Consider the following 25,397-nt stretch of genomic DNA (forward strand, 5'->3'; position numbering starts at 1 on the left):
ACAAGCCGGCAGGGGGCGCGGGACCAGAGCCGAACGGCCCGAGGGGATCTAGCGTCGTTCGGGCCGCAGCCACTGACCGAGCTCGGCGTCGGTGAGCAGCTCGCGAGCCTCGGTCTCACGCTCGTCGGGCACGAGGATCCTGACCTGGATCGCGGTGATCGAGCCCTCGAGGACGCTCATGTTGCGGTCGGCGACCTGGTAGGGGAGGCCTGCTCCGGCCAGGAGACCCTCGATCACGGAGATGATCCCGGGGTCGTTGGTGCGGACCAGCTCCGCCATGTCGCATCCTCCGTTCGGTCGCCGACGTGATCAGCGTAGTGTCTCGATCGCTCACTCATTCCATGGAAACATGTATTGTTTCCTGGTCGTCGAAAGAGGTGGGGCAGATGAGCGCGGTCGGTGCGGGCAGAGACCGGCCTCCGGTCCGGCTGGGGCTGCGGGCCAACGCCGCCCAGTTCACGATCCTGGTGGCGATCAACGCGCTGGTCGGTGGCATGGTCGGCCAGCAGCAGACGGTGCTGCCGCTGCTCGCCGAGGACGAGTTCGGGCTGACCGGCTACACCTTCATGTTCACCTACGTCGTCGCCTTCGGCATCACCAAGGCGGCGGCGAACTACTTCGCCGGGACCTGGTCGGACCGCTACGGCCGCAAGCCGGTGCTGGTCGCCGGATGGCTGTTCGCGATCCCGGTGCCGCTGATGCTGATCTGGGCGCCGAGCTGGGGCTGGGTGGTGGCGGCCAACGTGCTGCTGGGCATCAACCAGGGCCTGACCTGGTCGACCACGGTGATCATGAAGATCGACCTGGTCGGCCCGAAGCAGCGCGGCCTGGCGATGGGGCTGAACGAGGCCGCCGGCTACGGCGCGGTCGCGCTCACCTCGATGGCAGCCGGCTACCTGGCCGCTGAGTACGGCCTCCGGCCGGCGCCGTTCCTGCTCGGCCTGAGCTACACCGCTCTCGCTCTGGGACTCTCCACGCTCGCGGTCCGGGAGACCCACCACCATGCGAAGGTCGAGGCAGCCGGCCACGTGGCGCGCGCCGACGGTCGGCACGACCATCTGCATGGTGAGCTGAGCAACCGGGAGGTGTTCCTGCAGGCCAGCATCAGGGAGCCGGCGCTGTCCTCGGCCAGCCAGGCGGGCCTGGTGAACAACCTGAACTTCGGCCTGTCGTGGGGGCTCTTCCCCCTGCTGTTCGCGAGCTCAGGGCTGGCGGTGGGCCAGATCGGAGTGCTCTTCGCGCTCTACCCCGGCGTGTGGGGGATCGGCCAGCTCTTCACCGGCGCCCTCTCGGACCGATGGGGGCGCAAGCATCTGATCACCTTCGGCATGTTCACCCAAGCCACCGCGCTCGCCGTGGTCGCCTCGGCCGACTCGTTCGGGCTCTGGGCCGTCGGCACCGCGCTGCTCGGCGCCGGGACCGCGATGGTCTACCCGACCCTGCTCGCCGCGATCGGGGACGTGGCGCACCCCGCGTGGCGAGGTCGGGCTGTCGGTGTCTACCGGGTGTGGCGGGACCTCGGGTACGCCGTCGGTGCGCTGATGGGCGGTGTGGTGGCCGACCTGTGGAGTCTGCGCACCGCAGTATGGGTGGCAGCGGCCGTCAGCGTCGTCTCGGCGCTCGTCGTGGCGTTCCGGATGTACGAGACCCACCATCGGCCCGCCGGCACCGTTCCCGAAGGAGCAGAGCATGAGTGACCGATCCAGCAAGGAGGCGTTGTTCGCCGAGTTCGCCGCGGTCGGCAAGGTCCTCGGCAACCCCAAGCGGCTCGAGCTCCTCGACCTGCTCGCCCAGGGCGCGCGCAGTGTCGAGGACCTCGCCGCGTCCGCCGCGGTCGGGATGAGCACCTGCTCCGCGCACCTGCAGACGCTGCGTGAGGCCGGGCTGGTCGAGACCCGCCGTGAGGGCAAGCGCGTCTACTACTCCCTGGCCGGCGAGGACGTCGCCGGGCTGTGGGAGCACCTGCGACGGGTCGCGCAGGCACATCGTCCGCACACCGAGCTCGCCCGGCGCGCCTACCTCGGTCCCGAGGACACCGAGGCGGTGGACAGCGAGGAGCTGCTCCGCCGCATCGACACCGGGGAGGCCGTCGTACTCGATGTCCGTCCGGAGCCCGAGTACGCCGGCGGGCACCTCCCCGGAGCGCTCCACATCCCGCTCGAGGAGCTCCCCGACCGGCTCGCGGAGCTACCGCGGGACCGGGAGATCGTCGCCTACTGTCGCGGGCAGTACTGCGTCCTGGCCCACGACGCGGTTCGGCTGCTCAACGCCCACGGCCTGAACGCGCGACGGGCCACCGACGGCGTCCTCGAGTGGCGCCTGGCCGGACTGCCTGTCGAGACCGGCGCCGCCTGAGCCCCGGAAGACACGGAGAGGACGAACAAGATGTCGCACGCCCAGCTGCCGCCGTGGCGCTCGGTGCTCGTGGTCGTTGCACACCCTGACGACGAGTCGTTCGCGCTCGGCGCGCTCCTGGCCGCGTTCGCCGAGGCGGGCGCTCGGGTGTCGGTCCTCTGCCTGACCCGGGGAGAGGCCTCCACGCTGCACGGCGTCGAGGGAGACCTCACCGAGCTCCGGGCCGACGAGCTCGCCGCGGCCGCCGAGGTGCTCGGTCTGCACGACGTCACGCTGCTGGCCTATCCGGACGGTCGACTGACCGAGGTGCCGCTCGACGAGCTCGCCGCGGAGGTGCTCACCGTCGCTCGCGACATCGGTGCTGACGGCGTGATCGGGTTCGACTTGACCGGAGTCACCGGCCACCCCGACCACGCCCATGCCACCGCCGCCGCCGTCAGCGCGGCGGAGATGCTCGACCTTCCGGTGCTCGGCTGGACCGTCCCCGACACCGTCGCCGCGCAGCTGCGGGCCGAGCACGGTGCCGCTTTCGACGGCCACAGCGAGGCCGAGATCGACCTCACCGTGACCGTCGACCGCACGCTGCAGCTCAAGGCGGTCGGCTGCCACCCGAGTCAGGCAGTGCCCGGCAGCGTCCTGTGGCGACGGATCGAGCTGCTGGGCGACCAGGAGCACCTGCGGTGGCTGAGGTCGCCACAGGTGCCGTGATCTGGGGCTTTCGTCCCTTGGTGATGCCGTGCCGCCCCAGGACCATCGAGCCATGAAGAAGATCCTGCTCATCATCAACGGTCCGGCGTACGGCGCGGACGAGACCTTCAACGCCGTACGGCTGGCCGTCGCACTCAGCAAGCGCGACGACGCGGAGGTGAAGGTCTTCCTCATGGGCGACGCCGTGACCTGTGCGGTCTCCGGCCAGAAGACGCCCGACGGCTACTACTCCCTCGACCGGATGCTCAAGGGCTTCCTCCGCCACGGTGGGCACATCGCGTGCTGCGGCACGTGCCTGGACGCCCGCGGAATCAGCGAGGAGCGCCTCATCGAGGGTGCCCCACGCTCCACCATGGAGGAGCTTGCAGCCTGGACCGTCGAGGCCGACGACGTCCTCACGTTCTGAGATCAGCTGCCCGGCACGTCGCGCAGCGCCGACCCGTCCCCTGCCTGTTGCTGGGTGACGACGCTGATGGTGCCGTCGGTCTCGAGGACGGCAGCCCGGACCATGTCGAGGCCACCGGCGCCGGAGGACCGGACTGCCTGCAATACCTCGCTCTCGGTCATTCGCTGGTCCCGCAGGGCCGAGTGGAGCACACGCCCTCGCTCCACCACCAAGGTCGGGCTCGCAGTCACCACGGCCCGACCGCCGAACCTGGTCGTGAGAGTGGCGACCAGGAACTGGAGCACGGCCAGGGTCGCGAGCGCGACAGCCCCTTGTGCCCAGGTCACCTTCTTGTCAAGGAAGATGGTCGCCAGCGTGGAGCCGAGTGCGACCGTGACGACGAGGTCGAAGGCGTTGAGCTTGGCCAGCGTCCGCTTCCCCGAGGTTCGCAGGATGAGGACGAGGGTGACGTAGGCGGCAGCCCCCACGAGCAGGATGCGGGCCAGGTCGGACCAGGTTGAGAACCACATGTGAGTCGCCTACCCATGCGCCGTGTCGCTCAACCACGCACCGCTGGCCGACCATCGAAGCTCTCGGTGGTCAGACGCCGGTAGAGCATCCGGCCGGGCGACGAGGTGAGCCCGTGGGCAATCGTGCTCGCGACGACGATCATGATCCCGGCGCCCATCACCGAATCCGGAAGGTGGAGCTCCTTCGCCTCCAGGGTCAGGTAGAACACCGCCGAGACGCCGACCGGCCCGAACCAGCCCAGATAGAGCGCGTCGGCCCAGTCCAGCTGGAGCGGCCGCCGGAGCAGGAGCAGGACAGGGATCCGGCGCAGTCCGAGCACGGCGAGGGACAGCGCAATGGCAACCCATCCGATGTCCCGCCACAGACCCCACGGGATGGTCGCACCGAGCAGGACGAACAACGGCAGCACCGCGAACCGGTTGACTGCTTCATCGATCTCGACCTCCGTTGTCCGCTCCCTGCCCGTGCTCGTCAGGTTGAAGGTGAGGCTCGCGAGGAACGCTGCCAGGACGCCGTCGAGCCGCAACGCGCCGGAGAGACCGAGGACGAGGAGAGCCAGCAGGACGGTGAAGAGCAGCATGGGGCCGTGCGCCGTCGCGCCGTGCTTCTCCCCGGCCTGGAGCGCCCGACCGCCGAGCCAGCCGGCGAGGACGCCGAGCGCGACCGCGCCCACAACCTGCCGCAGGATGTCTCCGGTCGCCTGGCCGGCCGTCATGGGGCCTGCCAACGCGACGGCGGCCAGCACCAGCGGAAGGGCGAGTCCGTCGTTGGCGCCCGACTCGAGGGACAGGATCTCCCGATCACGTGCCGGAAGGTCCTCCTCCGCCGGCTTCCCGGTGACGACGCTCGAGGCGAGCACCGGGTCCGTGGGGCAGACGGCGGTCCCCAGCAGGAGTGCCGAGGTCAACGTGACACCGAGGATTCCCGCGGCCAGTCCGGTGGAGGTCAGGGCCATGAGCGGCATGGCGACCAGGAGCAGGATCGTGACCGGTCGCCATCGCGCGCGCACGGAGCCGAACGGATACCGCAACCCCACGCCCATCACCGAGATCGCAAGGAGTATCCGGGAGGCGTCATGAACGGTCGTGTGTTCCTGGGTGATCGGTGGAACTCGTAGCGCGCCGAGCACCTCCGGCCCGACGAGCACGCCGACCAGGAGTGCGAGCAACGGTTCGGAGATCGGCAGCCGGCGGATGCGCGCGGAGAGCGCCGCCACCAGGACGCCGAGGGCACCGACCGCGACAAGCAGGACGTCGAGGGTCATGTCTGTGTCCTGCCCGCGACACGGGCCATCATGCGCGTGAGCCGAACCCGTGGTCGGCGGCGTAGAGGGAGATCACCGCCCGCGGATCCGAGCCGGTCCTGAGGTAGCTGTCGTCCAGGCGCCGCGCCAGGCTGCGCACCGCTGCGTCGAGCACGTCCGCTGCGTGGCGGACCTCCCGGGAGGGGGAGTGGCTGCCGGCTTCTGCCAGCTCGAGGGCATAGGGCAGTGTGGCGGGCAGTGACAGCGCCTCGTCCTCCTCGAGGAAGTAGTACGACTCGGCGTACTGCAGGAAGTCGGTCTCCACCTGGATCAGGCCCTCGGTCACCGTCTCCAGGACCCGAGTGGCCACGCATGCCTCTCCGCCGGCCACGATTTCGGTCGAGTCCTTCGCCTGGAGGATGCTGAGGCGCTTGGCCACCGACCGACGCCGGCCCAGCGCGGGGTAGACCTGCAGGACCCATGAGATGGCCGCGGTGAGCAGGACGAAGCCCAACAGCGCCTCGAACGGTGTGAGGAGTCGCAGGACCGGGTCCGCGGGCATGATGTCACCGAACCCGAGGGTGGCCACGGTGACCAACGACAGGTACAGCGCCGTGATCGAGTCGGAGGACTGCTGCGGCTGAAGGGCCGAACCGAAGTAGAACCCGTCGGGCATGTGGGGCAGGTAGACCAGCGCCCAGCCGATGACCACGAGAGCGGTCCACGAGACCACCGTGCCGAGGACGCCGATCGGACCGGCCAGCTGACGGGTGCGCCCGGGTCGCACACGCTTGGTAGCCCACCAGACGCCCTGGAACGTCCACCGCGCGATCCGGCCGAATCCTTCGGGGTGCCAGAGAGTGTGGAAGATGTCCCAGAGCGCCACCAAGACGACGAGCAAGCCTGCTGCACCGATCAGCCATCCCATCCAGGGAACTGTAGGCCACCCGGGAACATTGACGGTTCAACTTTGTTGGAGTGACTGTGAAGAACATCGGATTCCTGTCCTTCGGCCACTGGACGCCGTCGCCGCACTCGCAGACCCGGTCGGCCGCCGACGCGCTGACCCAGTCCATCGAGCTCGCGGTCGCCGCCGAGGAGCTCGGCGTGGACGGCGCGTACTTCCGCGTGCACCACTTCGCCCGCCAGCTGGCGTCGCCGTTCCCGCTGCTGGCCGCGATCGGGGCGCGCACCAGCCGCATCGAGATCGGCACCGGCGTGATCGACATGCGTTACGAGAACCCGCTCTACATGGCGGAGGACGCCGGCGCCGCCGACCTGATCTCCGGTGGCCGGCTGCAGCTGGGCATCAGCCGGGGATCACCGGAGCAGGTCGTCGACGGCTTCCGGTACTTCGGTCACGTGCCCGCCGAGGGGTCCGACCATGCCGACATGGCCCGCGAGCACACCCGGATCTTCCTGGAGGTGCTCAAGGGGGAGGGGTTCGCCGAGCCGAACCCCAGGCCGATGTTCCCCAACCCGCCCGGTCTGCTGCGCGTCGAGCCGCACTCGGCCGGCCTCCGTCGCCGGATCTGGTGGGGCGCCGGCTCCCGTCGTACGGCGGAGTGGGCAGCCGAGCAGGGCATGAACCTGATGAGCTCGACGCTGCTCACCGAGGACACCGGGGTGCCGTTCCACCAGCTCCAGGCCGAGCAGATCCAGCGGTTCCGCGAGGCCTGGAGGGCCGCGGGCCACGACTTCGAGCCGCGGGTGTCGGTCAGCCGCAGCATCTTCCCGCTGGTCAGCGACGAGGACCGGGCGTACTTCGGCCACGACCGGAGCAGCCAGGACCAGGTCGGTTTCCTCGAGGGCGGGCCGGCCCGCTTCGGCAAGAGCTACGCGGGCGAACCGGACCAGCTGGTCAAGGAGCTGGCCGAGGACGAGGCGATCGCCGCGGCCGACACGCTGCTCCTGACGATCCCCAACCAGCTCGGAGTCGACTACAACGCGCACGTCCTCGAGGCGGTGCTTCAGCACCTCGCGCCCGAGCTCGGCTGGCGCTGACGGCCCGAAAGGGCCACAACGACGTGCAATCGGCGCGCTCCGGGGCCGCTGTCACGCTCAGCGGTCCGGCGTCGCGGGCCCGAGTGCACGTCCGAATGGCCCCAGCGCTCGCCGGCCGGCCTCGAAGATCCCGTCAGAGGAGCCCGAGGTCGGCGCGGGCGCCGAGGAGACGGGCGAGTGTGCGGAAAGTCGGATTGGCGCCACACGTCATGATGCTGTGGCCGGCTCGACCGGCTCTCCTGGCGAAGAGCGTCAGTCGGCGCATCGTGGCGACGTCGACGAAGTCCAGCGCGGTGACGTGGAGGTGCACGGACTCGGCTCCGTCGAGCTCGACATGGTCGAGGGCGGTGCCGAGGTCTTCGAGGGTCGCGATGTCGGCCTCGCCCTGGAGGATGACCCAGGTGATGCTGTTGCCCCTGCGGAAGTCGATGCCGAGCCTGGGTACGCCGTCGGTGTTGGTCAGGCTGATCATGTGTGTTACCGGTTCCACGAAGCAGCCGTGCAACGACACGGGCTTCGGATAGTTCATACGCCGGGAACGGTGCCGTCCTGGATGACGACGCTCGAGTAACTCTCGGTGCGTCGACGCTACGCCGGTCCAGGGCAGAAAGCCAGGGGATGGGCACGCGGCCTCGAGGTGCCGTCGGCACGGTAGGCGCGAACCCTCGGGTGCGGTTCCGTCAGGCGGAAGAAGGCGCTTGCTGCCGAGGCGGACCCTGTGGTTGAACTGGCAGCGTGATCCCTCGTCAGAACGCCCAGGTGAACCAGTACGGCGCCGACGTCCGTTCGTCGATACCGGCCGCGTCGGACGTGCTCGGAGTCGTCCGGCTGCCGGAGCGTCACGAAGCGATCTGGCGGCTGGCCGAACCACATCTGAAAGTGCGCGACAACGACGGACACACGATCTACGCCTACGGACTCGCCCAGGCTCTGGTCGAGCTGCATCCCGAGGCGGACCCCGAGGTGGTGCTCCCGGCGATCATCCTGCACGACACGGGGTGGTCCACCGTGCCGGAAGAGGAGATCCTGTCCGCCATCGCGCCCGGCGGCGGCCGTCCGGACCTGGTCCTGCAGCACGAGAAGGAAGGTGCGCGGATCGCCGGGGACATCCTCGCCGAGGTGGGATGGGACTCGGGACGCACCGAACGGATCCTGGCGATCATCGATGGCCACGACTCCCGGCGAGAGGCGATCTCGCTCGACGACGCCCTCATGAAGGACGCGGACAAGCTGTGGCGGCTCACGCCACACGGTGTGGACACGGTCATGGACTGGTTCGGCCTCACTCGCGACGAGGCTCATCGGCTGATCGCCAGTCGGGTGCACGGCCATCTGCTCACCGACGCCGGCCGGACCATGGCACGTGGCCTCGCGGCGGTCGCCTCGATCGACGTCGCACCGCAACGCCTCGTTCTCGGCTGACGGTCGCTCCAGCGGCGACCGTCACACCGCCTCCTGGGTCCAGACGGAGAGTGGAGGAGCGGCGTTGGCCGGCGCGCGTACCCTCGTGCTGTCACGTCTGAGGTTCGGGTGCGCCCACCCGACGAGGAGGAACGCTGCGAGGTGATGGCCGCACCGTCACCTCGAAGGTCCTGGCGATGCTGTCGGCCTTCGAGGGTGGTTCCGGCGCGCTCACCCTCAGCGACCTCGCCGACCACGCCGGGATCCCACTGCCCACCGCGCACCGGCTCGCCGCGGAGCTGGTCGAGTGGGGTGCGCTCGAGCGTGATGCGCGCGGGCGGTACGTCGTGGGTCTCCGGCTGTGGGAGGTCGCCCAGAGCGCCGGCCGCCAGCTGCGGGACACCGCCCGGCCGTTCCTCCAGGACCTGTTCTCGCTGACCCAGGAGACGGCGCACCTCGCCGTCCGCGAAGGCCACGAGGCCCTGTACATCGACAGGGTGTACAGCTCGAAGCGAGTGCCGCGCGCCTCCCGCGTCGGTGGCCGCCTGCCTTTGCACGCCACGGCCGTCGGCAAGGTCCTCCTGGCCTATGAGGAGGACTGGTTCCGGGAGGCCTACCTGGAGCGTCCCTTGGAGCCGGCGACCAGGAGCACTCACGTGAACCCCCGTCGGCTTGCCCAGGAGCTCACCCAGGTCCGCGAGCAGGGATACGCGACCACGCTCGAAGAGGTGCGGGCCGGCTCCTGCTCGATCGCGGTGCCCGTCCGCACCGAGATCGGTGACGCGGCGATCGGGCTGGTGATGCTCTCCACCCAGGCGTCGCAGATGACCCGATACCTCCCCACACTCCTCGGCGTCGCCCGCAGGATCGAGGCTGCCGCCGCGCGGCCCCAACCGCCCCTGGTGCGCAGGCCGCGGCGCCGGAGCGGATCCACTTCCGCTCAACGGAAGTCGGCAATAGACCCGCGGACGTGACGCGGGCCACGCTGGTCAGGTGCCGAACCGCTCGGCACGTCCGCTCAGATGGAGGTCGGATGTCGTCCACCCAGATCACATCGGACTCGGGAACCGCGCAGGGCTGCCCGGTGCATCACGGCTTCGAGCCGTTCGATCTCAACGACCCGTTCCCGGCGTACGCACGGCTGCGCGCCGAGGAGCCGGTCATGTACGACGAGCGCATCGGTTACTGGGTCGTCAGCAGGTACGAGGACGTCAAGGCGGTCTTCGACGACTGGGAGACCTTCAGCAGCGAGAACGCCCAGGCGCCCGTCCGGGAGCGCGGCGCGGAGGCCAAGCGGATCATGGGGGAGGGCGGGTTCACCGCCTACTCCGGTCTCTCGGCCCGCGTGCCCCCGGACCACACCCGGATCCGCAAGGTGGTGCAGAAGCAGTTCACCCCGCGGCGCTACAAGGTCCTCGAGCCGGAGATCCGCGCGACCGTCGTACGGATGCTCGAAGACATGCTGGCGCGGCCGGACCGCAGGGGCGACCTGCTGCGGGACCTGGCCTACGACGTGCCGACGAACACCATCCTGACCCTGATCGGCGAGGACCTCTCGATGGTGCCCACCTTCAAGAGGTGGTCGGACTCCCGCGCGGCGATGACGTGGGGCGACCTCACCGACGAGGAGCAGATTCCCCACGCGCACAACCTCGTGGACTACTGGCAGGAGTGTCTGCGGCTCGTCGCCGAGGCGCACGAGACCGAGAAGGACAGCCTGGTCGGTGACCTGGTGCGGGCCCAGCAGTCCGGAGAGCCGATCACCGACCACGAGATCGCCTCGGTGTGCTACAGCCTGCTCTTCGCCGGCCACGAGACCACGACGACGTTGATCTCCAACGCGCTCGGCGTCCTGCTCCGGCACCGCGAGCAGTGGGACGAGCTGGTCGCCGACCCGAAGAAGATCTCAGGCGCCATCGAAGAGGTGCTGCGATTCAGCCCCTCGATCGTGGCCTGGCGGCGCAAGGCCACGAAGGCCGCCACGATCGGCGGTGTCGAGGTCCCCGAGGGCGCCAACATCCTGCTGGTCATGGGCTCGGCGAACCGTGACGAGAGCCGTTTCGAGGACGCCGAGCAGTTCGACATCCACCGCGCCAACGCTCGTGAGCACCTCTCGTTCGGCTTCGGGATCCACTACTGCCTGGGCAACATGCTGGCCAAGCTGCAGGCCAAGGTGGCGGTCGAGGAGGTCGCACGGATCTGTCCGGGCCTCCGGCTGCAGAGCGATGCACCGCTCCAGTACGGCGAGAACCTGTCCTTCCGCCCGCCCCTGGCGGTACCGGTCACCTGGGAGGGTTGAGATGACCTTCAACAACGACTACGTCCAGTTCTTCGACGCCGGGCCGGAGCCCAAGCACGAGCTGCTCGGCGGGAAGTGCGCCTCCCTGGTCTCGATGACGGCGGCCGGCATGCCGGTGCCGCCAGGGTTCGCGGTGACCACCGCCAGCTACGACGCGTTCATCGACCAGACCGGGATCCACGCCGAGATCACCTCCAAGCTCGAGCGGCTCGATCCCGAGAACGTCAGGGCTGTCGACTCGGTGTCCGCGACGATCCGCGACCACATCACCTCTCGGCCCGTCCCTCAGGACGTTCGGGAGTCGCTGTTCGCGGCCTACGAGGCGCTGCAGTCACGATTCGACGCCCCGGTGCCCGTGGCGGTCCGGTCCTCGGCAACCGCGGAGGACCTCCCGGGCGCCAGCTTCGCCGGGCAGCAGGACACCTACCTCTGGCTCACCTCGTGCGAGTCCGTCACCCATCACATCCGGGAGTGCTGGGCCTCCCTCTACACCAGCCGGGCGATCCTCTACCGGCTCAAGAACGGCATCTCCGACGAGGGGCTCTCGATGGCCGTCGCCGTCCAGAAGATGGTCAACTCTAAGGTCTCCGGTGTCGCGATCACGATGAACCCCGCCACCGGTGATCGCTCCAAGATCACGGTGGACGCGTCGTACGGCGTGGGGGAGATGGTGGTCAGCGGACAGGTGACGCCGGACAACATCGTGCTCGACAAGGTGATGTTGACGCTGGTCTCGGAGACGATCGGCGACAAGCACGCCGAGCTGGTCCCGGACACCTCTGCCGGAGAGCTCGTGGAGCGGGAGGTCGAGCCCGACCGGCGCAAGCGACGGTGTCTCACCGACGAGGAGCTCCGAGCCCTGGCCGAGATGGCCAAGCGCGCCGAGAAGCACTACGGCTGCCCCCAGGACATCGAGTGGGCGCTCGACGCCGACCTCCCCGACGGCGCGAACCTCCTCCTGCTGCAGTCCCGTCCCGAGACCGTGCACAGCTCCAAGGCACCTGCGCCCGTTGCCGCCAGCGGCGCCGCGCTCTCCCCGCCGTCTCCGTCGGCCCCGTCCATCTCCGGTTTGCTCTCCGGCATCACCGCCGGCCTCACGAACAGGATCAGCTCATGACCGTCACGTCGTCCCCTCCGAACGCCCCCATGAAGTCCTTCCCCAAGCCGTCGGAGCTCGCCGTCCCCGAGGGGGCCGAGGGCTGGGAGGAGCTCTATCCCTACAACCTCCGGTTCAGCCAGACCCCGGGCGCCGACGACAAGTTCTGGTTCTGCGACAGCCAGCACTGGCCGACGGTGTTCAAGCCGTTCGAGACCATCGGCGGAGAGTTCGCAGTGAAGTGCCTGGGGCAGTACAACACCCGGCACCTGCTCATCCCGCCGGCCAACGGCATCGAGTTCAAGATCCACCTCGGCTACCTCTACATGTCGCCGGTCGGTGTCCCGCCGGAGGAGATCCCGGCCAGGGTGCCGGAGTTCGAGCGTCGAGCCGGCCACTACTTCCAGAACTGGGACTCGCTCCTCGACGCCTGGCGCGCGAAGGTTCGCGGGACCATCGACGAGATGGAGGCGCTGCGGTTCGAAGCGCTGCCCGACGCCGTGCCGTTCGAGGACATCGTGACCGGCAAGGCCAAGGACGGCTCCGAGGTCCTGATGGAGAACTACGACCGGCTGATCCAGCTCTGCTACCAGAACTGGCAGTACCACTTCGAGTTCCTCAACCTCGGCTACCTCGCCTACCTCGACTTCTTCGGGTTCTGCAAGGAGGTCTTCCCCGGCATCCCCGACCAGGCCATCGCGAAGATGGTCCAGGGCGTCGACATGGAGCTGTTCCGCCCGGACGACGAGCTGAAGAAGCTGGCGGCCCTCGCCGTGGAGAAGGGGCTGCAGAGTGCCTTCACCGACACCCACGACGTCGAGGGGACGCTCCAGCGGATCGCTGCCGCTGAGGGGGGCCAGGAGTGGCTGGCCCAGTACGACGCCGCCAAGGATCCCTGGTTCAACTTCACGGTCGGCAACGGCTTCTACGGGCACGACAAGTACTGGCTGGAGCACCAGGAGATCCCGCTCGGCTACATCAAGGACTACATCCGCCGGCTCGAGGAGGGGCACCAGATCATGCGCCCCGTGGAGGAGCTGGTGGCCGAGCGCGACCGCATCGTCGAGGAGTACCGCGAGCTGCTCCACGGAGACAACGTCGCGCTGTTCGACGCCAAGCGCGGACTGGCAGCGACGGCCTACCCCTACGTGGAGAACCACAACTTCTACATCGAGCACTGGACCATGGGCGTCTTCTGGCGCAAGGTCCGCGAGCTCGGCGGTGTGTTCGCCGACGCAGGGTTCTGGAGCGACCCCAGCGACATGCTCTACCTGACTCGCGGTGAGGTGCGCGACGCGCTGTTCGACCTCGTCACGGGGTGGGCTGTCGGGTCCGAGGCATCCGGTCCGCACTACTGGCCGTCCGAGATCGAGCGGCGCCGCAAGATCATCGACGCGTTGTCCAGCCAGCGCCCGCAGCCTGCCCTGAACACGCCCCCGACGGAGATCACCGAACCGTTCACGATGATGCTCTACGGCATCACCACCGAGCAGGTCCAGCAGTGGCTCGCCGGGGACGACGAGGACAGCGACGGCGCGATCACGGGCATGGCCGCCTCACCCGGTGTCGTCGAGGGCGTGGCCCGGGTCGTGCACGACGCCGACCAGCTCGATGACGTGCAGGACGGCGACATCCTCGTGGCGACGATCACGGCACCGTCCTGGGGCCCGATCTTCGGCAAGATCAAGGCGACCGTCACCGACATCGGCGGGATGATGAGCCACGCCGCGATCGTGTGCCGGGAGTACGGCCTGCCCGCTGTCACCGGCACCGGGAACGGCTCCACCACGATCAGGAGCGGTCAGCGGATCCGGGTCGACGGCAACAGCGGTCGCGTCGAGATCCTGGACTGACCGATGACCGAGACCGTCCGCGAGGGCTCCGGTCGCACCGTGCTCGTCACCGGTGCGGCCGGCGGCCTCGGCCGCAGCTTCGCACTCGGCTTCGCCGCCCGGGGCTACCGGGTCGCCGTGGCTGACATCGACGAGGCCGGGGCCGAGGAGACCGCACGCCTGGTCAAGGACGCCGGGAGTGCGTCGTGGTCCGGGCCCGTCGACGTCACGTCGCCGGAGTCCACCACGGTGCTGGCCGAGGCCGTCGCCGACTTCGGCGGGGGCGCGATCGACGTACTCGTCAACAATGCGGCGATCTACGGCACGGTCACCCGCTCGCCGCTGGAGGAGATCGACCCGGCCGAGTGGGACCTCGTGATGGGGGTGAACCTCAAGGGTCCGTGGCTGATGACCCGGGCCTGCAGCCGCTACCTGCCAGAAGGTGGCCGGGTGGTGAACCTCTCCTCCGCCACGGTGTTCTCGGGCTCGGAGAACTGGGCCCACTACGTCGCCTCCAAGGGAGGCGTCATCGCACTCACCCGGGTGATGGCCAAGGAGCTCGGGCGGCGCTCGATCAACGTCAACGCCATCGCGCCGGGCTTCACGCTCACCGAAGCGAGCAAGTCCCTGATCGACGACGCCGAGCGGTACGGCGTCGACAGGGGGTCCCTGCGCCGCTCCAGCCAACCCGAGGACGTCGTCGGTGCGGCGCTGTTCCTCGCCGGCCCCGAGTCCGGCTTCATCACCGGCCAGACCCTGGTCGTCGACGGTGGCCGCCAGTTCATCTGAGCCGACGTCGATCCCGACAGCAGCAGATCAGCCCGTCCATCCCACAGGAGCACCCATGCCCAAGATCACCTACACCGAGGCCAACGGGGAGTCCCGCACCGTCGAGGCGAACGTCGGCGACTCCGTGATGGAGACCGCGGTGCGCAACGGCGTCCCCGGCATCGTCGCGGAGTGCGGCGGCTCGCTGTCGTGCGCGACCTGCCACGTGTTCGTGGACGAGGCGGAGCTTCCCCAGCTCCCACCGATGGAGGAGATGGAGGACGAGATGCTCTGGGGCGCGGCCGTCGACCGCCAGGACAACTCGCGGCTCTCCTGCCAGATCAAGGTGACCGACGAGATGGACCTCCACGTCACCACACCGGAAACGCAGGTCTGAGATGTCCGGTCACGGTCTGCTCATCATCGGTGCGTCACAGGCGGGCGTGCAGCTCGCCGTGTCGCTGCGCGCGCTCGGGTACGCCGACCCGATCACCCTGCTGGGCGATGAGAACCACCGCCCGTACCAACGGCCGGCGCTGTCCAAGGAGTTCCTGCAGGGCTCCATCACCAAGGAGTCGTTGATCTACCGCACCCAGGAGTACTGGGACGAGCACGCCATCACCGTGGTCAAGAACGAGCGGATCATCCGCATCGACAAGCGTGACGACGGCAGCGGGATCGCCTACTCGATGTCGGGCGCGGAGATCCCGTTCGACCGGTTGGCACTCACCGTGGGTGCGCGTGCCCGGAAGCTTCTCGTCGAGGGCGTCGACCTGCCGGGCGTGCTCTACCTGCGCAACGCCGACGACGCGCTGGAGCTGAAAGCACGCGTGCCGATGGTGAAGGACGTGGTCGTGATCGGCGGCGGCTTCATCGGCATCGAGGCTGCCGCGAGCCTGCACAAGATGGGCCGCACGGTCACCCTCGTCGAGGCCGGCCCGCGCCTTGTGGGACGAGCCGTGGGGGAGGAGACGTCCGGCTACCTCCACGACCATCACCGGCAGCAGGGCCTGGCCATCAAGCTGGGCACCCAGGTCACGCGGATCGTTGCCGGTGGTGACCGGGTGAGTGGTGTCGAGCTGTCCGACGGAACCACCGTGCCGGCCGATCTCGTGCTGATCGGTGTCGGAGTGATCCCGAACACCGAGCTGGCCGAGTCGATCGGCCTGAAGTGCGACAACGGCATCGTGGTGGACCGCTACTCCGTGGCTTCCGACGGGGTGACCGTCGCCGTGGGCGACGTGGCGAACCTGCCCAACCCGGTGCCGGGCGCTCCCGAGGGTGACCGGGTCCGCTTCGAGAGCGTCAACAACGCGGTCGAGCAGGCCAAGGTGGCGGCGTACGCGATCGTCGGCCGGCACGAGGAGTACGCCGGCATCCCCTGGTTCTGGTCCAACCAGGCCGAGCTCAAGCTCCAGATCGCGGGGCTCTCGGCCGGTCACGACAGGACGCTGGTCCGTCGCGACGACGCCAAGCAGAAGTTCTCCGTCCTGTACTACCGCGGTGACAGGATCCTCGCCGCCGACTGCGTCAACGCGCCCCTGGACTTCATGGCGGTGAAGGCCGCCCTCGCCAAGGGCGCCTCGATCCCCTTCGACCAGGCCAACGACCCCGACGTGCAGCTGAAGTCGATCACGGTCGCTTCCTGACCCCCACCGAGAAAGAGACAGCCATGCTGACCCACGAGCTGCCCGCCACCCCGGTTCCGGCGAACGGCCCCGTCGACGTGTCCCCGATCGCCCTGTCCCCGGGGCGGGACACGGACCTGGACCCGATCTGGAAGTCCGTCGTGCCCGAGTCGCGCGCGCGGAGCAACGACATCCACCTGCCGATCTCGCTGGCCTACGCCGAGCGCCTCTGCGACGCGCACCCGGAGGCCAACCGGCTCCTGGTCCGCGTGGCGATCATGCTCCACGACACCGGGTGGGGCCGGGTCGACGAGGACCGGATCATCTCCGAGGGATTCGGCAAGAACTGGCGCAAGGCCGCCGTCCGCTTCGAGCACGAGCGCCAGGGCTGCATCATCGCCCGCGAGGTGCTGCCGCCGCTCGGCTACGACGAAGACTTCGTCGAGGCCGTCACGACCATCATCGACGGCCACGACACCCGCAAGGAGGCCAAGTCGCTGGAGGACGCCCTCGTCCGGGATGCCGACCGGCTCTGGCGCTTCGACCACGCCGGGATCGCCCTCGCCTCCGGTTGGTTCGGCATGGACCCCGCGACGTACTGCGACCGGCTGGCGGCAGAGATCGTCCCCGAGCTGCTCACCCAGGCGGCGATCTCCATGGCCACCGCCGACCTCGAGCGCTCCAACGACCTGCTCAAGACCGCGGTGCTGAGATGAGCGACCCTCGTGCCCGGCTCGACCTGCCCTGGACGCATGTCGACGACCTGTACGTCGACGGCGCGTGGCGGCCTGCCTCGGGGCCGGCCCGCCGGCCGGTGCTCGACCCGGCCACCGCCGAGCAGTGGGGGTCTGTCCCCGAGGCCACCGCGGAGGACGTCGACGCGGCCATGGCCGCCGCCGACCGAGCTTTCCGCCAGGGACCGTGGCCGCGGCTGACGCCCTCCGAGCGAGCCGGGCACCTGCTGCGGATGGCCGACGAGGTCGAGAAGCGCGCGGAGCCGCTGGCCTGGACGAACACCCGCGAGAACGGCACGCCGGTGTCGGAGACCTTGGGGGCCGCCGCGAACGCCGCCGGGATCCTGCGCTACTTCGCCTCGCTGGCCGGCTACCTCGAGCAAGAGGATGTGCGACCGTTCCCTGCCGGGGGAGCGGAGTCCGTCGTACGCCGTGACCCCGTCGGTCCGTGCGCGCTGATCGCCCCCTGGAACTTCCCGATCAACCTCGTGGTGATCAAGCTGGCGCCCGCGCTGCTGGCCGGGTGCACCGCCGTGATCAAGCCGGCCGAGACGACGCCGTTGTCGATCCGGTTCGTCGTCGAGGCAGCCGAGGCCGCCGGCATCCCGGCCGGCGTGGTGAACCTGGTGACCGGGGGAGGCGACACCGGTGATGCGCTGGTCCGGCACCCACTCACGGCCAAGGTGGCCTTCACGGGATCGACGCCTGTGGGACGCAGAATCGCCGCCGCCTGCGGTGAGCTGCTGCGGCCCGTCACCCTGGAGCTGGGCGGCAAGTCCTCGGCCCTGGTGCTGCCGGACGCCGACCTCGACCAGATGGCGGGTGTGCTGCTCCGTTCCTGCATGCGCAACACCGGGCAGACCTGCTACATCTCCACGCGCATCCTCGCGCCGGCACAGCGCTACGCCGAGGTCGTCGACATGGTGACCGAGGTGGTCTCTGCAGCCAAGCAGGGCGATCCGTTCGACGAGGACACCGTCTTCGGGCCGATGGCGTCCGAGGCTCAGCTCGGGGTCGTGCTCGGCTTCCTGGAGTCGGCGCGTGCCGAGGGTGCCCGCGTCACCACGGGCGGGCGTCGAGCGGACCGCGAGGGCTTCTTCGTCGAGCCGACCGTCCTGGCCGACGTCACCCCGGAGATGGAGGTGGCACGCGAGGAGATCTTCGGGCCGGTCATCACCGTGCTGCGCTACGAGACCCTCGAGGAGGCGATCGAGATCGCGAACTCGACGGCCTACGGTCTCGGCGGGATCGTCTTCTCGCGGGACCCGGACGCCGCTCTGGCGGTGGCCGAGCAGCTCGACACCGGGTCCGTCGGGATCAACTTCTTCGCCTCGAACCACGCTGCACCGTTCGGTGGCCGCCACGACTCCGGCCTCGGCGTGGAGTACGGCGTGGAGGGCCTCAACGCATACCTGACCTACAAGTCGATCCATCGCCGGACCGCCGGCTGAGCCCGGACCGAGCGATGACGGAGCCGAAGAGAGCCGCAGCATGAGCGCGACCCAGTTTGTCGCGACGGCCAAGGAGGCGGTCGCGGACGTGCCTGATGGTGCGACGGTGATGATCGGTGGGTTCGGGATCGCCGGTCAGCCGGTGGAGCTGATCGAGGCGTTGATCGAGTCCGGTGCCAGGGACCTGACGGTGGTGAACAACAACGCCGGCAACGGTGAGGTGGGGCTGGCCGGGCTGATCCGTGAGGGGCGGGTGCGCAAGATCATCTGCTCGTTCCCGCGGCAGGCCGACTCCCACCACTTCGACGCGGCCTACCGGGCCGGTGAGATCGAGCTCGAGCTCGTCGCGCAGGGCAACCTCGCCGAGCGGATCCGCGCCGCCGGTGCCGGGATCGGGGCGTTCTTCACCCCTACCGGCTACGGCACCCCGCTGGCCGAGGGCAAGGACACCCGGGTCATCGACGGCCGCGGGCACGTCCTGGAACACCCGATCCACGCCGACGTGGCCCTGGTCAAGGCCCACGCCGCCGACACCCTGGGCAACCTGGTGTACCGCAAGACCGCCCGCAACTTCGGCCCGGTCATGGCCACCGCCGCGGCCACCACGATCGTGCAGGTCCACCAGGTCCGGCCGCTCGGCGGGATCGACCCCGAGCACGTGGTCACCCCCTCGATCTACGTCGACCGGGTGGTCGAGATCCCCGACCCCCACCTCACAGCCCGGGAGGAGCAGTCGTGACGATCACCCTCGAGCGCATGGACACCGACCAGCTCGCCGCCCTGGTCGCCGCCGACATCCCGGCCGGGTCGTTCGTGAACCTCGGCATCGGCCAGCCCACCAAGGTCGCCAACTACCTCGACCCGGCCGCCGGGATCATCCTGCACACCGAGAACGGCATGCTCGGCATGGGCCCCGAGGCCCACGGCGCCGCCGTCGACCTCGACCTGCTCAACGCCGGCAAGGTGCCCGTGACCGAGCTGCCGGGTGCGTCGTACTTCCACCACGCCGACTCGTTCGCGATGATGCGCGGCGGCCACCTCGACCACTGCGTCCTCGGCGCGTTCCAGGTCTCCGCCCGAGGGGACCTTGCCAACTGGCACACCGGCCAACCCGAGGCGATCCCCGCCGTCGGCGGTGCGATGGACCTGGCCACCGGAGCGAAACAGACCTTCGTGATGATGACCCTGCTCACCCGCGACGGCCGCCCCAAGCTCGTCCCCGAGTGCACCATGCCACTCACCGGAGTGCAGTGCGTGTCCCGGATCTACACCGACCACGCCGTGTTCCTCATCGAACCCGACCGCGTCGCGGTCCGCGACCTGTTCGGCATCACCTTCCCCGACCTCCAGGACCTCCTCGAGGTTCCGCTCACAGACAGGACGGACTCCTGATGGCAGTCACCCGAACGCAGGTCGGCATCGTCGGTGGGGGACCGGCGGGCCTGATGCTGTCGCACCTGCTGCACCTGGCCGGGATCGACTCGGTTGTCGTGGACAGCCGGCCCCGCAAGCTCATCGAGGACACGCACCGCGCGGGGATCCTCGAGCGGGACAGCGTGCGCATGCTTCTCGACACCGGCGTCTCGGACAGGGTGCTGCGCGACGGGCACGAGCACGAGGGCATCGACCTGAGGTTCGGCGGCGTCAGCCATCGCATCGACTTCCAGGAGCTTGTCGGTGCCTCCTGCTGGCTCTACCCGCAGACCGACGTGTTCATCGACCTCGCCGACGCTCGGGACCGCGATGGCGGCGACGTCCGCTTCGGGATCAGCGACGCCCGGGTCGTCGATCTCACCTCCGACCGCCCGGGGATCCTCTTCACCGACGCGGCAGGGTCCGAGCAGGAGGTCCGGTGCGACGTCGTCGTGGGTGCGGACGGCTCGAGGAGCATGACACGACGCGAGATCCCCGACCGCAAGCAGTACTTCCGCGAGTACCCGTTCGCCTGGTTCGGCATCCTCTGTGAGGCTCCGCCGAGCGCGCCAGAGCTGATCTACTGCCGCTCACCCCGGGGTTTCGCGCTCATCTCCCAGCGCACCGAGTCGATCCAGCGGATGTACTTCCAGTGCTCGCCGACCGAGTCGGTCGACGACTGGTCGGAGGATCGCATCTGGGAGGAGCTGCAGGCACGGGTCTCCGGAGAGGACGGGTTCCGGCTCACCGAGGGGCGCATCTTCGAGAAGACCGTCCTGCCGTTCCGCTCCTTCGTGTGTGAGCCGATGCGGCACGGCAACCTTCTCCTGGCCGGCGACGCGGCGCACACCGTGCCGCCCACGGGCGCCAAGGGGCTCAACCTCGCACTGGCCGACGTGCGCGTCCTCGCCGAGGTCCTCGAGCGCGCGATCGGGAAGGGTGAGCCCGAGGCGCTCGACGAGTACACGGCGCGAGCCCTCGGCCGGGTGTGGAAGGCACAGCACTTCTCGTACTGGATGACCTCGATGCTGCACCAGGCCGAGGGGGCGTCGGACTTCGACGAGCGTCGCCAGCTGGGCGAGCTCGACTCGGTCGTCGCCTCGCGGCACGGGGCGTCGTACCTCGCCGAGGCCTACACCGGCTGGCCCTCGTGAGCCACGAGTGGTCGGAAACGCACCAGGTCAGCAGCCGTGCGGGCTGCTGACCTGGTTCTTGTGCGCCATCAGGGACTCGAACCCCGAACCCGCTGATTAAGAGTCAGCTGCTCTGCCAATTGAGCTAATGGCGCGCGTGAAGCGAGTGGAACTCTAGCAACACAGGTGCCGCACCACGAAATCGGCGGGGTGTGACGGCGGGCACCGCCGGTAAGCGAGCCGCAGGCGCGACTGCACGGATTCCCGACCCATCCACAAGACCGTCGCCGACGAACTACAGTCGCAGCCCAACGGTTGCGCCCATTCACCGTCTGTCCAGGAGGCGCGATGCCCGAGCCCGAGCTGAGGTTGGTGTCCCCGCGGGGCCCGGCTGACGTCGACGACCTCATGCGCCGTGCGGCGCGCGGGGACGCACAGGCCTTCGAGGAGCTGTACGACGAGCTGTCCCCGGCCGTCTACGGGCTAGCGCGGCGAGTCGTGCGGGACCCGGCTCGCGCCGAGGACGTGACGCAGGAGGTGTTCCTCGACGTGTGGCGCAAGGCGACGCGGTTCGACGTCGAGCGAGGCAAGGCGAAGACGTGGGTGATGACCATCGCCCACCGCAGGGCCGTGGACGCCGTACGTCGCAGCGAGGCACAGAAGCGGCAGGACCACCAGGGCGCGCCCGAGGAGGTCTCGCACGACGAGCCGGCCGACGCGCTGATCACGGCCGAGGAGCACGGCGCGGTGCGCGAGTGCCTTGAGACGCTGACCGACCTGCAGCTGGAGTCGGTGCGGCTGGCGTACTTCAACGGATACACCTACGGGGAGGTGGCGACCTTGCTCGACAAGCCGCTACCGACGATCAAGACGAGAATGAGAGACGGCCTGATCCGTCTCCGCGACTGCCTGGAGGGGGCACGATGAGCACCGAGCTCCACACGCTGTCCGGCGCCTATGCCCTCAACGCGCTCAGCGCTGAGGAGGCCGAGCAGTTCCGTCGGCACCTCGACGAGTGCACCGCCTGCCGCCAGGAGGTGCGCGAGCTGCAGGCGGCTGCGGCCTCGATGGGCAGCAGCGAGGCGATCGCCCCGCCCGAGCACCTCAAGGCGCGGGTGCTCGACGCCGTCGACCGCACGCCGCAGCTGCCGCCTCGCGACAAGGGCGGCGTCGTGGTCGACGTACCCCCGCACCGTTGGGGCCGGCGGTTCCTGGTCGCCGCCGCGGCGGCTGTGATCGTGGTGGGCGCTGCCATCGGGCTCTCCCAGCTCCAGGACGACGAGCAGCAGAGCCTGCTCGCGCAGGAGGTGGTCCAGGTCTTCGAGGCCGAGGACGCCCACACCGCGACGATGGAGACCGCGAACGGCGGCAAGATCTCGGTGGCGACCTCACCGACCCGCGGTGAGATGGCCGTCGACACCGACGAGCTGCCGGCGCTCGACGAGGAGCACGTCTACCAGCTCTGGGCGATCCAGGGCGGGGCGATCTCGTCGGTCGGCATCCTGGAGCCGGAGAAGGGTGCGGCGATGGAGATGCCCGAGCCGGACGTGGAGGTCGCGATCACGGTCGAGCCGGCCGGCGGGTCGGCGCAGCCCACGACCGAGCCGATCATGCGGGTCAACCCCAGCGAGGTCTGACACCCGTCTTCCCACGCGTTGTGGACGGATCACACGCGATACACCGCGTGTGGTCCGTCCATAACCCCGCATTACTTGAGGCGGCGGAGCGTACGGCGGTCAGCCGGCGCGGTGTGCCTCGAGCACAGCCTGGGCGGCGTTGTGCCCACCGATCCCGCTGACCGCCCCGCCGCGCCGGGCGCCGGAGCCGCAGATCAGCACGTTCGCGACATCGGTGGCGACACCCCAGCGCTGGGCGGGGGTCTCGAGCCGGGACCGGTTCGGCGACCACGGCCAGGACAGGTCGCCGTGGAAGATGTGCCCGCCGGGCATCGCGAGCGCGTGGTCGATGTCCTGCGGGGCCTTGGCCTCCAGGCACGGCCGGTCGTGCGCGTCGAGTGCGAGGCAGCTCTCGATCGGCTCCTCGAGGTGCTCGTTGATCGCGTCGAGCACGCGGTGGACCGCCTCGTCGCGACGGCCGTCCACATCGCCGTCGAACAGCTGCGCGGGCATGTGCACCCCGAAGTAGGTGAGCGTGTGCTTGCCGGCGCCGGCGAGGCTGCCGAGGATCGACGGGTCGGTCAGCGAGTGGCAGTACAGCTCGCCGGGCGGCAGCGTCGGGATCGTGCCGGCCGCCGCCTCGGTGTAGGCGGTCTCCAGCTGGCTGTAGTCCTCGGCGACGTGGAACGTCCCCGCGAAGGCGACCTCCGGGTCAGCGCCCGACTTCAGCCGCGGCAGCCGGTCGAGCAGCAGGTTCACCTTCAGCTGGGAGCCGACGGGCGGCTCGCCGGGCTCCTCGCCGAGCAGGATCTGCAGCACCCAGGGCGCGACGTTCGACAGCACCCAGCGGCACTCGACGTTGTGGGTCAGCTGCCCGTCGTGCCACAGGATGTTCGCGTTCTCGCCGTCGGCCTCGATCCTGCTGACCCCGGCGCCGGTGACGATCTCCGCGCCGGCCTTGCGAGCGGCGTCTGCGAGGGCGTCGGTGACCGCACCCATGCCGCCGACGGGCACCCGCCACTCACCGGTGCCGTTGCCGACCACGTGGTAGAGGAAGCACCGGTTCTGGATCAGCGAGGGGTCGTTCATCGACGTGAACGTGCCGATCAGCGCGTCGGTGGCGACCACGCCGCGGACCGTGTCGTCGCGGAAGCGCTGCTCGATCACCGCACCGAGCGGGTTGGCGACGAGTGCGTCCCACGTGTCGGGCTCGACCAGCTCGCGCATCTCCTTCTCGGTGCGCAGGGGTTCGAGCAGGGTCGGCGCGACGGCCTGGGCGAAGTCGGTGACCTCGGCGTAGAACGCGCGCCAGGCGTCGTACTCCTCGTCGGAGCCGGTCAGCGCCCGGAAGGACTCCGCGGTCAGCTCGGCCTCGGGACGCTCGACGAGCAGGCCGGTGTGCTGCCCGTCGCGCACCACGGGCGTGTAGGAGGCAGTGCGGCGGGAGCGGAGCTCGAGGTCGAGCCCGAGGTCGGTGATGATCTGCTCCGGCAGCAGGCTGACCAGGTAGGAGTAGCGCGACAGGCGGGCGTCCAGCCCGGGGAAGGCCTCGGCGCTGATGGCGGCGCCGCCGGTGTGGGGGAGCCGTTCGAGCACGAGCACGGAGAGACCGGCCTGGGCGAGGTAGGTCGCGGACACGAGCCCGTTGTGGCCCCCGCCGACGATGACGACGTCGTACCTGCTCTGCATGCTCCCTGAAGTCACGGGTGCACGCTACCCCGGACCGAACCACCTCAACCGACCCTGGCAAACTGTTGAATCTTGAACTAAACTTCCTGCATGCCAGCACTCACCGTCGACGACCTCACCGTTCTTCCGCGCATCGCGAGCCCGGGGCTGGGAGACACCGTCCGTCCCGTCGTCCAGGTCACGGAGGCCCCGCGCGGCTTCGAGGGCGAGGGGTTCCCGGTACGCCGGGCGTTCGCCGGCGTGGATCACAGCCTCCTCGACCCGTTCATCCACATGGACCAGATGGGCGAGGTGGAGTACGCCCCCGGCGAGCCCAAGGGCACGCCGTGGCACCCGCACCGCGGCTTCGAGACCGTGACCTACATGATCGACGGTCTTCTCGACCACCAGGACTCCAACGGTGGCGGGGGATCGATCACCGACGGCGACACCCAGTGGATGACCGCCGGCTCCGGGCTGCTGCACATCGAGGCGCCGCCGGAGTGGCTGGTGCAGAAGGGCGGCCTGTTCCACGGCGTCCAGCTGTGGGTGAACCTGCCTCGCGCCCAGAAGATGGCCGCCCCCCGCTACCAGGACCTCCGAGCCGGCCAGGTCGGGCTGGCCACCAGCGCCGACGCCGGTGCACTGGTCCGGGTGATCGCCGGCGAGGTCGCCGGGCAGAAGGGCCCCGGCTCGACGCACACGCCGATGACGATGGTGCACGCCACCCTCGCCCCCACGGCGTCCCTCGACATGCCGTGGGACCCGGAGTTCAACGCGCTGGTCTACGTGCTCAACGGTGAGGGCACCGTCGGCACCGAGCACCGGCCGGTCCGCGCGGGCAACCTTGCGGTCCTCGGCCGCGGCGACTTCGTCAGCCTGGCCGCGAACCGCACCCAGGAGAGCCGCAGCCCGTCGCTGGACGTGCTCGTCCTCGGCGGTCGACCGATCCGCGAGCCGCTCGCCTGGGCCGGCCCGTTCGTGATGAACACCAAGGCCGAGGTGATGCAGGCCTTCGAGGACTTCCAGGCCGGCCGGCTCGGCACGATGCCGGCCGTGCACGGTCTCTGACCCGATCTCGCAGTTAGCCGCTGGGGCCTTGGCGCCAGGCGGCTTGGACGAGGGTGACGAG

The 25,397-nt window shown here is 69.6% G+C and carries 27 protein-coding genes and 1 tRNA gene; 21 read left to right on the forward strand and 7 right to left on the reverse strand.

The window, feature by feature from the left end:
* Positions 1-48: 48 nt before the first annotated feature.
* Complete coding sequence (locus ACYVIH_RS15595; RefSeq protein ID WP_460870392.1) at positions 49-279, reverse strand: putative signal transducing protein; 231 nt, start codon at positions 277-279, stop codon at positions 49-51.
* 107 nt (positions 280-386) lie between these two features.
* On the opposite strand from ACYVIH_RS15595, the gene ACYVIH_RS15600 reads away from it, so the two are divergent.
* The 4 genes from ACYVIH_RS15600 to ACYVIH_RS15615 are packed head-to-tail and all read left to right on the forward strand — an operon-like array spanning position 387 to position 3,469.
* Positions 387-1,697: an MFS transporter gene (locus tag ACYVIH_RS15600; RefSeq protein WP_460870393.1), complete on the forward strand. Its 1,311-nt coding sequence runs from the start codon at positions 387-389 to the stop codon at positions 1,695-1,697.
* Complete coding sequence (locus ACYVIH_RS15605; protein ID WP_460870394.1) at positions 1,690-2,355, forward strand: ArsR/SmtB family transcription factor; 666 nt, start codon at positions 1,690-1,692, stop codon at positions 2,353-2,355. The genes ACYVIH_RS15600 and ACYVIH_RS15605 overlap by 8 nt, the downstream gene beginning before the upstream one ends.
* A gap of 30 nt (positions 2,356-2,385) precedes the next feature.
* Complete coding sequence (locus ACYVIH_RS15610; protein ID WP_460870395.1) at positions 2,386-3,063, forward strand: PIG-L family deacetylase; 678 nt, start codon at positions 2,386-2,388, stop codon at positions 3,061-3,063.
* 52 nt (positions 3,064-3,115) lie between these two features.
* Positions 3,116-3,469: a DsrE/DsrF/TusD sulfur relay family protein gene (locus tag ACYVIH_RS15615; RefSeq protein ID WP_460870396.1), complete on the forward strand. Its 354-nt coding sequence runs from the start codon at positions 3,116-3,118 to the stop codon at positions 3,467-3,469.
* A gap of 2 nt (positions 3,470-3,471) precedes the next feature.
* On the opposite strand, the gene ACYVIH_RS15620 is transcribed toward ACYVIH_RS15615, so the two are convergent.
* From ACYVIH_RS15620 to ACYVIH_RS15630, 3 genes are read right to left on the reverse strand one after another with little or no spacing between them, the layout of a single operon-like run.
* Positions 3,472-3,978 (reverse strand): DUF421 domain-containing protein, encoded by a 507-nt coding sequence (locus tag ACYVIH_RS15620; protein ID WP_460870397.1) that lies wholly within the window; start codon positions 3,976-3,978, stop codon positions 3,472-3,474.
* A gap of 29 nt (positions 3,979-4,007) precedes the next feature.
* On the reverse strand, positions 4,008-5,243 hold the full coding sequence (locus ACYVIH_RS15625; RefSeq protein ID WP_460870398.1) for a cation:proton antiporter domain-containing protein: 1,236 nt from the start codon (positions 5,241-5,243) through the stop codon (positions 4,008-4,010).
* 28 nt (positions 5,244-5,271) lie between these two features.
* Complete coding sequence (locus ACYVIH_RS15630; protein ID WP_460870400.1) at positions 5,272-6,150, reverse strand: potassium channel family protein; 879 nt, start codon at positions 6,148-6,150, stop codon at positions 5,272-5,274.
* Positions 6,151-6,206: 56 nt separating this feature from the next.
* Between ACYVIH_RS15630 and ACYVIH_RS15635 the strand changes: the two genes are divergently transcribed.
* The gene (locus ACYVIH_RS15635) at positions 6,207-7,226 is read left to right on the forward strand and encodes an LLM class flavin-dependent oxidoreductase (RefSeq protein ID WP_460870401.1); all 1,020 of its coding nucleotides are present in this window, start codon (positions 6,207-6,209) and stop codon (positions 7,224-7,226) included.
* A gap of 133 nt (positions 7,227-7,359) precedes the next feature.
* Here ACYVIH_RS15635 and ACYVIH_RS15640 read toward each other — a convergent pair whose 3' ends face one another.
* On the reverse strand, positions 7,360-7,698 hold the full coding sequence (locus ACYVIH_RS15640; RefSeq protein ID WP_460870402.1) for an STAS domain-containing protein: 339 nt from the start codon (positions 7,696-7,698) through the stop codon (positions 7,360-7,362).
* A 263-nt stretch (positions 7,699-7,961) separates the two neighbouring features.
* On the opposite strand from ACYVIH_RS15640, the gene ACYVIH_RS15645 reads away from it, so the two are divergent.
* The 13 genes from ACYVIH_RS15645 to ACYVIH_RS15705 all read left to right on the forward strand — a co-directional run bounded on the left by ACYVIH_RS15645 (position 7,962) and on the right by ACYVIH_RS15705 (position 21,002).
* A complete protein-coding gene (locus ACYVIH_RS15645; RefSeq protein ID WP_460870403.1) occupies positions 7,962-8,648 on the forward strand; it encodes an HD domain-containing protein in 687 nt (228 codons plus the stop codon).
* A gap of 134 nt (positions 8,649-8,782) precedes the next feature.
* Entirely contained in the window at positions 8,783-9,601 is an 819-nt protein-coding gene (locus ACYVIH_RS15650; RefSeq protein ID WP_460870421.1) for an IclR family transcriptional regulator, read from the forward strand.
* A gap of 59 nt (positions 9,602-9,660) precedes the next feature.
* The gene (locus ACYVIH_RS15655; RefSeq protein ID WP_460870404.1) at positions 9,661-10,926 is read left to right on the forward strand and encodes a cytochrome P450; all 1,266 of its coding nucleotides are present in this window, start codon (positions 9,661-9,663) and stop codon (positions 10,924-10,926) included.
* 1 nt (position 10,927) lies between these two features.
* On the forward strand, positions 10,928-12,043 hold the full coding sequence (locus ACYVIH_RS15660) for a PEP/pyruvate-binding domain-containing protein (RefSeq protein ID WP_460870405.1): 1,116 nt from the start codon (positions 10,928-10,930) through the stop codon (positions 12,041-12,043).
* Positions 12,040-13,875 carry a PEP-utilizing enzyme gene (locus tag ACYVIH_RS15665; protein ID WP_460870406.1) on the forward strand — a complete coding sequence of 612 codons (1,836 nt, stop codon included), beginning with the start codon at positions 12,040-12,042 and terminating at the stop codon, positions 13,873-13,875. Before ACYVIH_RS15660 ends, ACYVIH_RS15665 begins: the two co-directional genes overlap by 4 nt.
* 3 nt (positions 13,876-13,878) lie before the next feature.
* Positions 13,879-14,643, forward strand: a complete 765-nt coding sequence (locus tag ACYVIH_RS15670) for an SDR family NAD(P)-dependent oxidoreductase (protein WP_460870407.1) — start codon at positions 13,879-13,881, stop codon at positions 14,641-14,643.
* Between the two features lie 55 nt (positions 14,644-14,698).
* Positions 14,699-15,019 carry a 2Fe-2S iron-sulfur cluster-binding protein gene (locus ACYVIH_RS15675; protein ID WP_460870408.1) on the forward strand — a complete coding sequence of 107 codons (321 nt, stop codon included), beginning with the start codon at positions 14,699-14,701 and terminating at the stop codon, positions 15,017-15,019.
* A gap of 1 nt (position 15,020) precedes the next feature.
* On the forward strand, positions 15,021-16,271 hold the full coding sequence (locus ACYVIH_RS15680) for an NAD(P)/FAD-dependent oxidoreductase (protein WP_460870409.1): 1,251 nt from the start codon (positions 15,021-15,023) through the stop codon (positions 16,269-16,271).
* Between the two features lie 23 nt (positions 16,272-16,294).
* On the forward strand, positions 16,295-16,966 hold the full coding sequence (locus tag ACYVIH_RS15685; RefSeq protein WP_460870410.1) for an HD domain-containing protein: 672 nt from the start codon (positions 16,295-16,297) through the stop codon (positions 16,964-16,966).
* A complete protein-coding gene (locus ACYVIH_RS15690) occupies positions 16,963-18,435 on the forward strand; it encodes an aldehyde dehydrogenase family protein (RefSeq protein WP_460870411.1) in 1,473 nt (490 codons plus the stop codon). Before ACYVIH_RS15685 ends, ACYVIH_RS15690 begins: the two co-directional genes overlap by 4 nt.
* Positions 18,436-18,475: 40 nt before the next feature.
* Positions 18,476-19,174, forward strand: coding sequence for a 3-oxoacid CoA-transferase subunit A (locus ACYVIH_RS15695; RefSeq protein ID WP_460870412.1), 699 nt, complete (start codon positions 18,476-18,478; stop codon positions 19,172-19,174).
* A complete protein-coding gene (locus ACYVIH_RS15700) occupies positions 19,171-19,827 on the forward strand; it encodes a 3-oxoacid CoA-transferase subunit B (protein WP_460870413.1) in 657 nt (218 codons plus the stop codon). The genes ACYVIH_RS15695 and ACYVIH_RS15700 overlap by 4 nt, the downstream gene beginning before the upstream one ends.
* Positions 19,827-21,002, forward strand: a complete 1,176-nt coding sequence (locus tag ACYVIH_RS15705) for a 4-hydroxybenzoate 3-monooxygenase (protein WP_460870414.1) — start codon at positions 19,827-19,829, stop codon at positions 21,000-21,002. Before ACYVIH_RS15700 ends, ACYVIH_RS15705 begins: the two co-directional genes overlap by 1 nt.
* 61 nt (positions 21,003-21,063) lie before the next feature.
* On the opposite strand, the gene ACYVIH_RS15710 is transcribed toward ACYVIH_RS15705, so the two are convergent.
* Positions 21,064-21,136, reverse strand: a tRNA-Lys gene (locus tag ACYVIH_RS15710).
* 193 nt (positions 21,137-21,329) lie between these two features.
* Here ACYVIH_RS15710 and sigK point away from each other — a divergent pair.
* The gene (gene sigK / locus ACYVIH_RS15715; RefSeq protein WP_460870415.1) at positions 21,330-21,908 is read left to right on the forward strand and encodes an ECF RNA polymerase sigma factor SigK; all 579 of its coding nucleotides are present in this window, start codon (positions 21,330-21,332) and stop codon (positions 21,906-21,908) included.
* Positions 21,905-22,618 carry an anti-sigma factor gene (locus ACYVIH_RS15720; RefSeq protein ID WP_460870416.1) on the forward strand — a complete coding sequence of 238 codons (714 nt, stop codon included), beginning with the start codon at positions 21,905-21,907 and terminating at the stop codon, positions 22,616-22,618. Before sigK ends, ACYVIH_RS15720 begins: the two co-directional genes overlap by 4 nt.
* 99 nt (positions 22,619-22,717) lie before the next feature.
* Here the strand turns inward: ACYVIH_RS15720 and ACYVIH_RS15725 are convergent, their stop codons facing one another.
* Positions 22,718-24,286, reverse strand: coding sequence for a phytoene desaturase family protein (locus ACYVIH_RS15725; RefSeq protein ID WP_460870422.1), 1,569 nt, complete (start codon positions 24,284-24,286; stop codon positions 22,718-22,720).
* A 90-nt stretch (positions 24,287-24,376) separates the two neighbouring features.
* Between ACYVIH_RS15725 and ACYVIH_RS15730 the strand changes: the two genes are divergently transcribed.
* Positions 24,377-25,336, forward strand: a complete 960-nt coding sequence (locus ACYVIH_RS15730) for a pirin family protein (RefSeq protein WP_460870417.1) — start codon at positions 24,377-24,379, stop codon at positions 25,334-25,336.
* The last annotated feature ends 61 nt before the right edge of the window (positions 25,337-25,397 follow it).

The organism is Nocardioides pakistanensis (assembly GCF_054781215.1).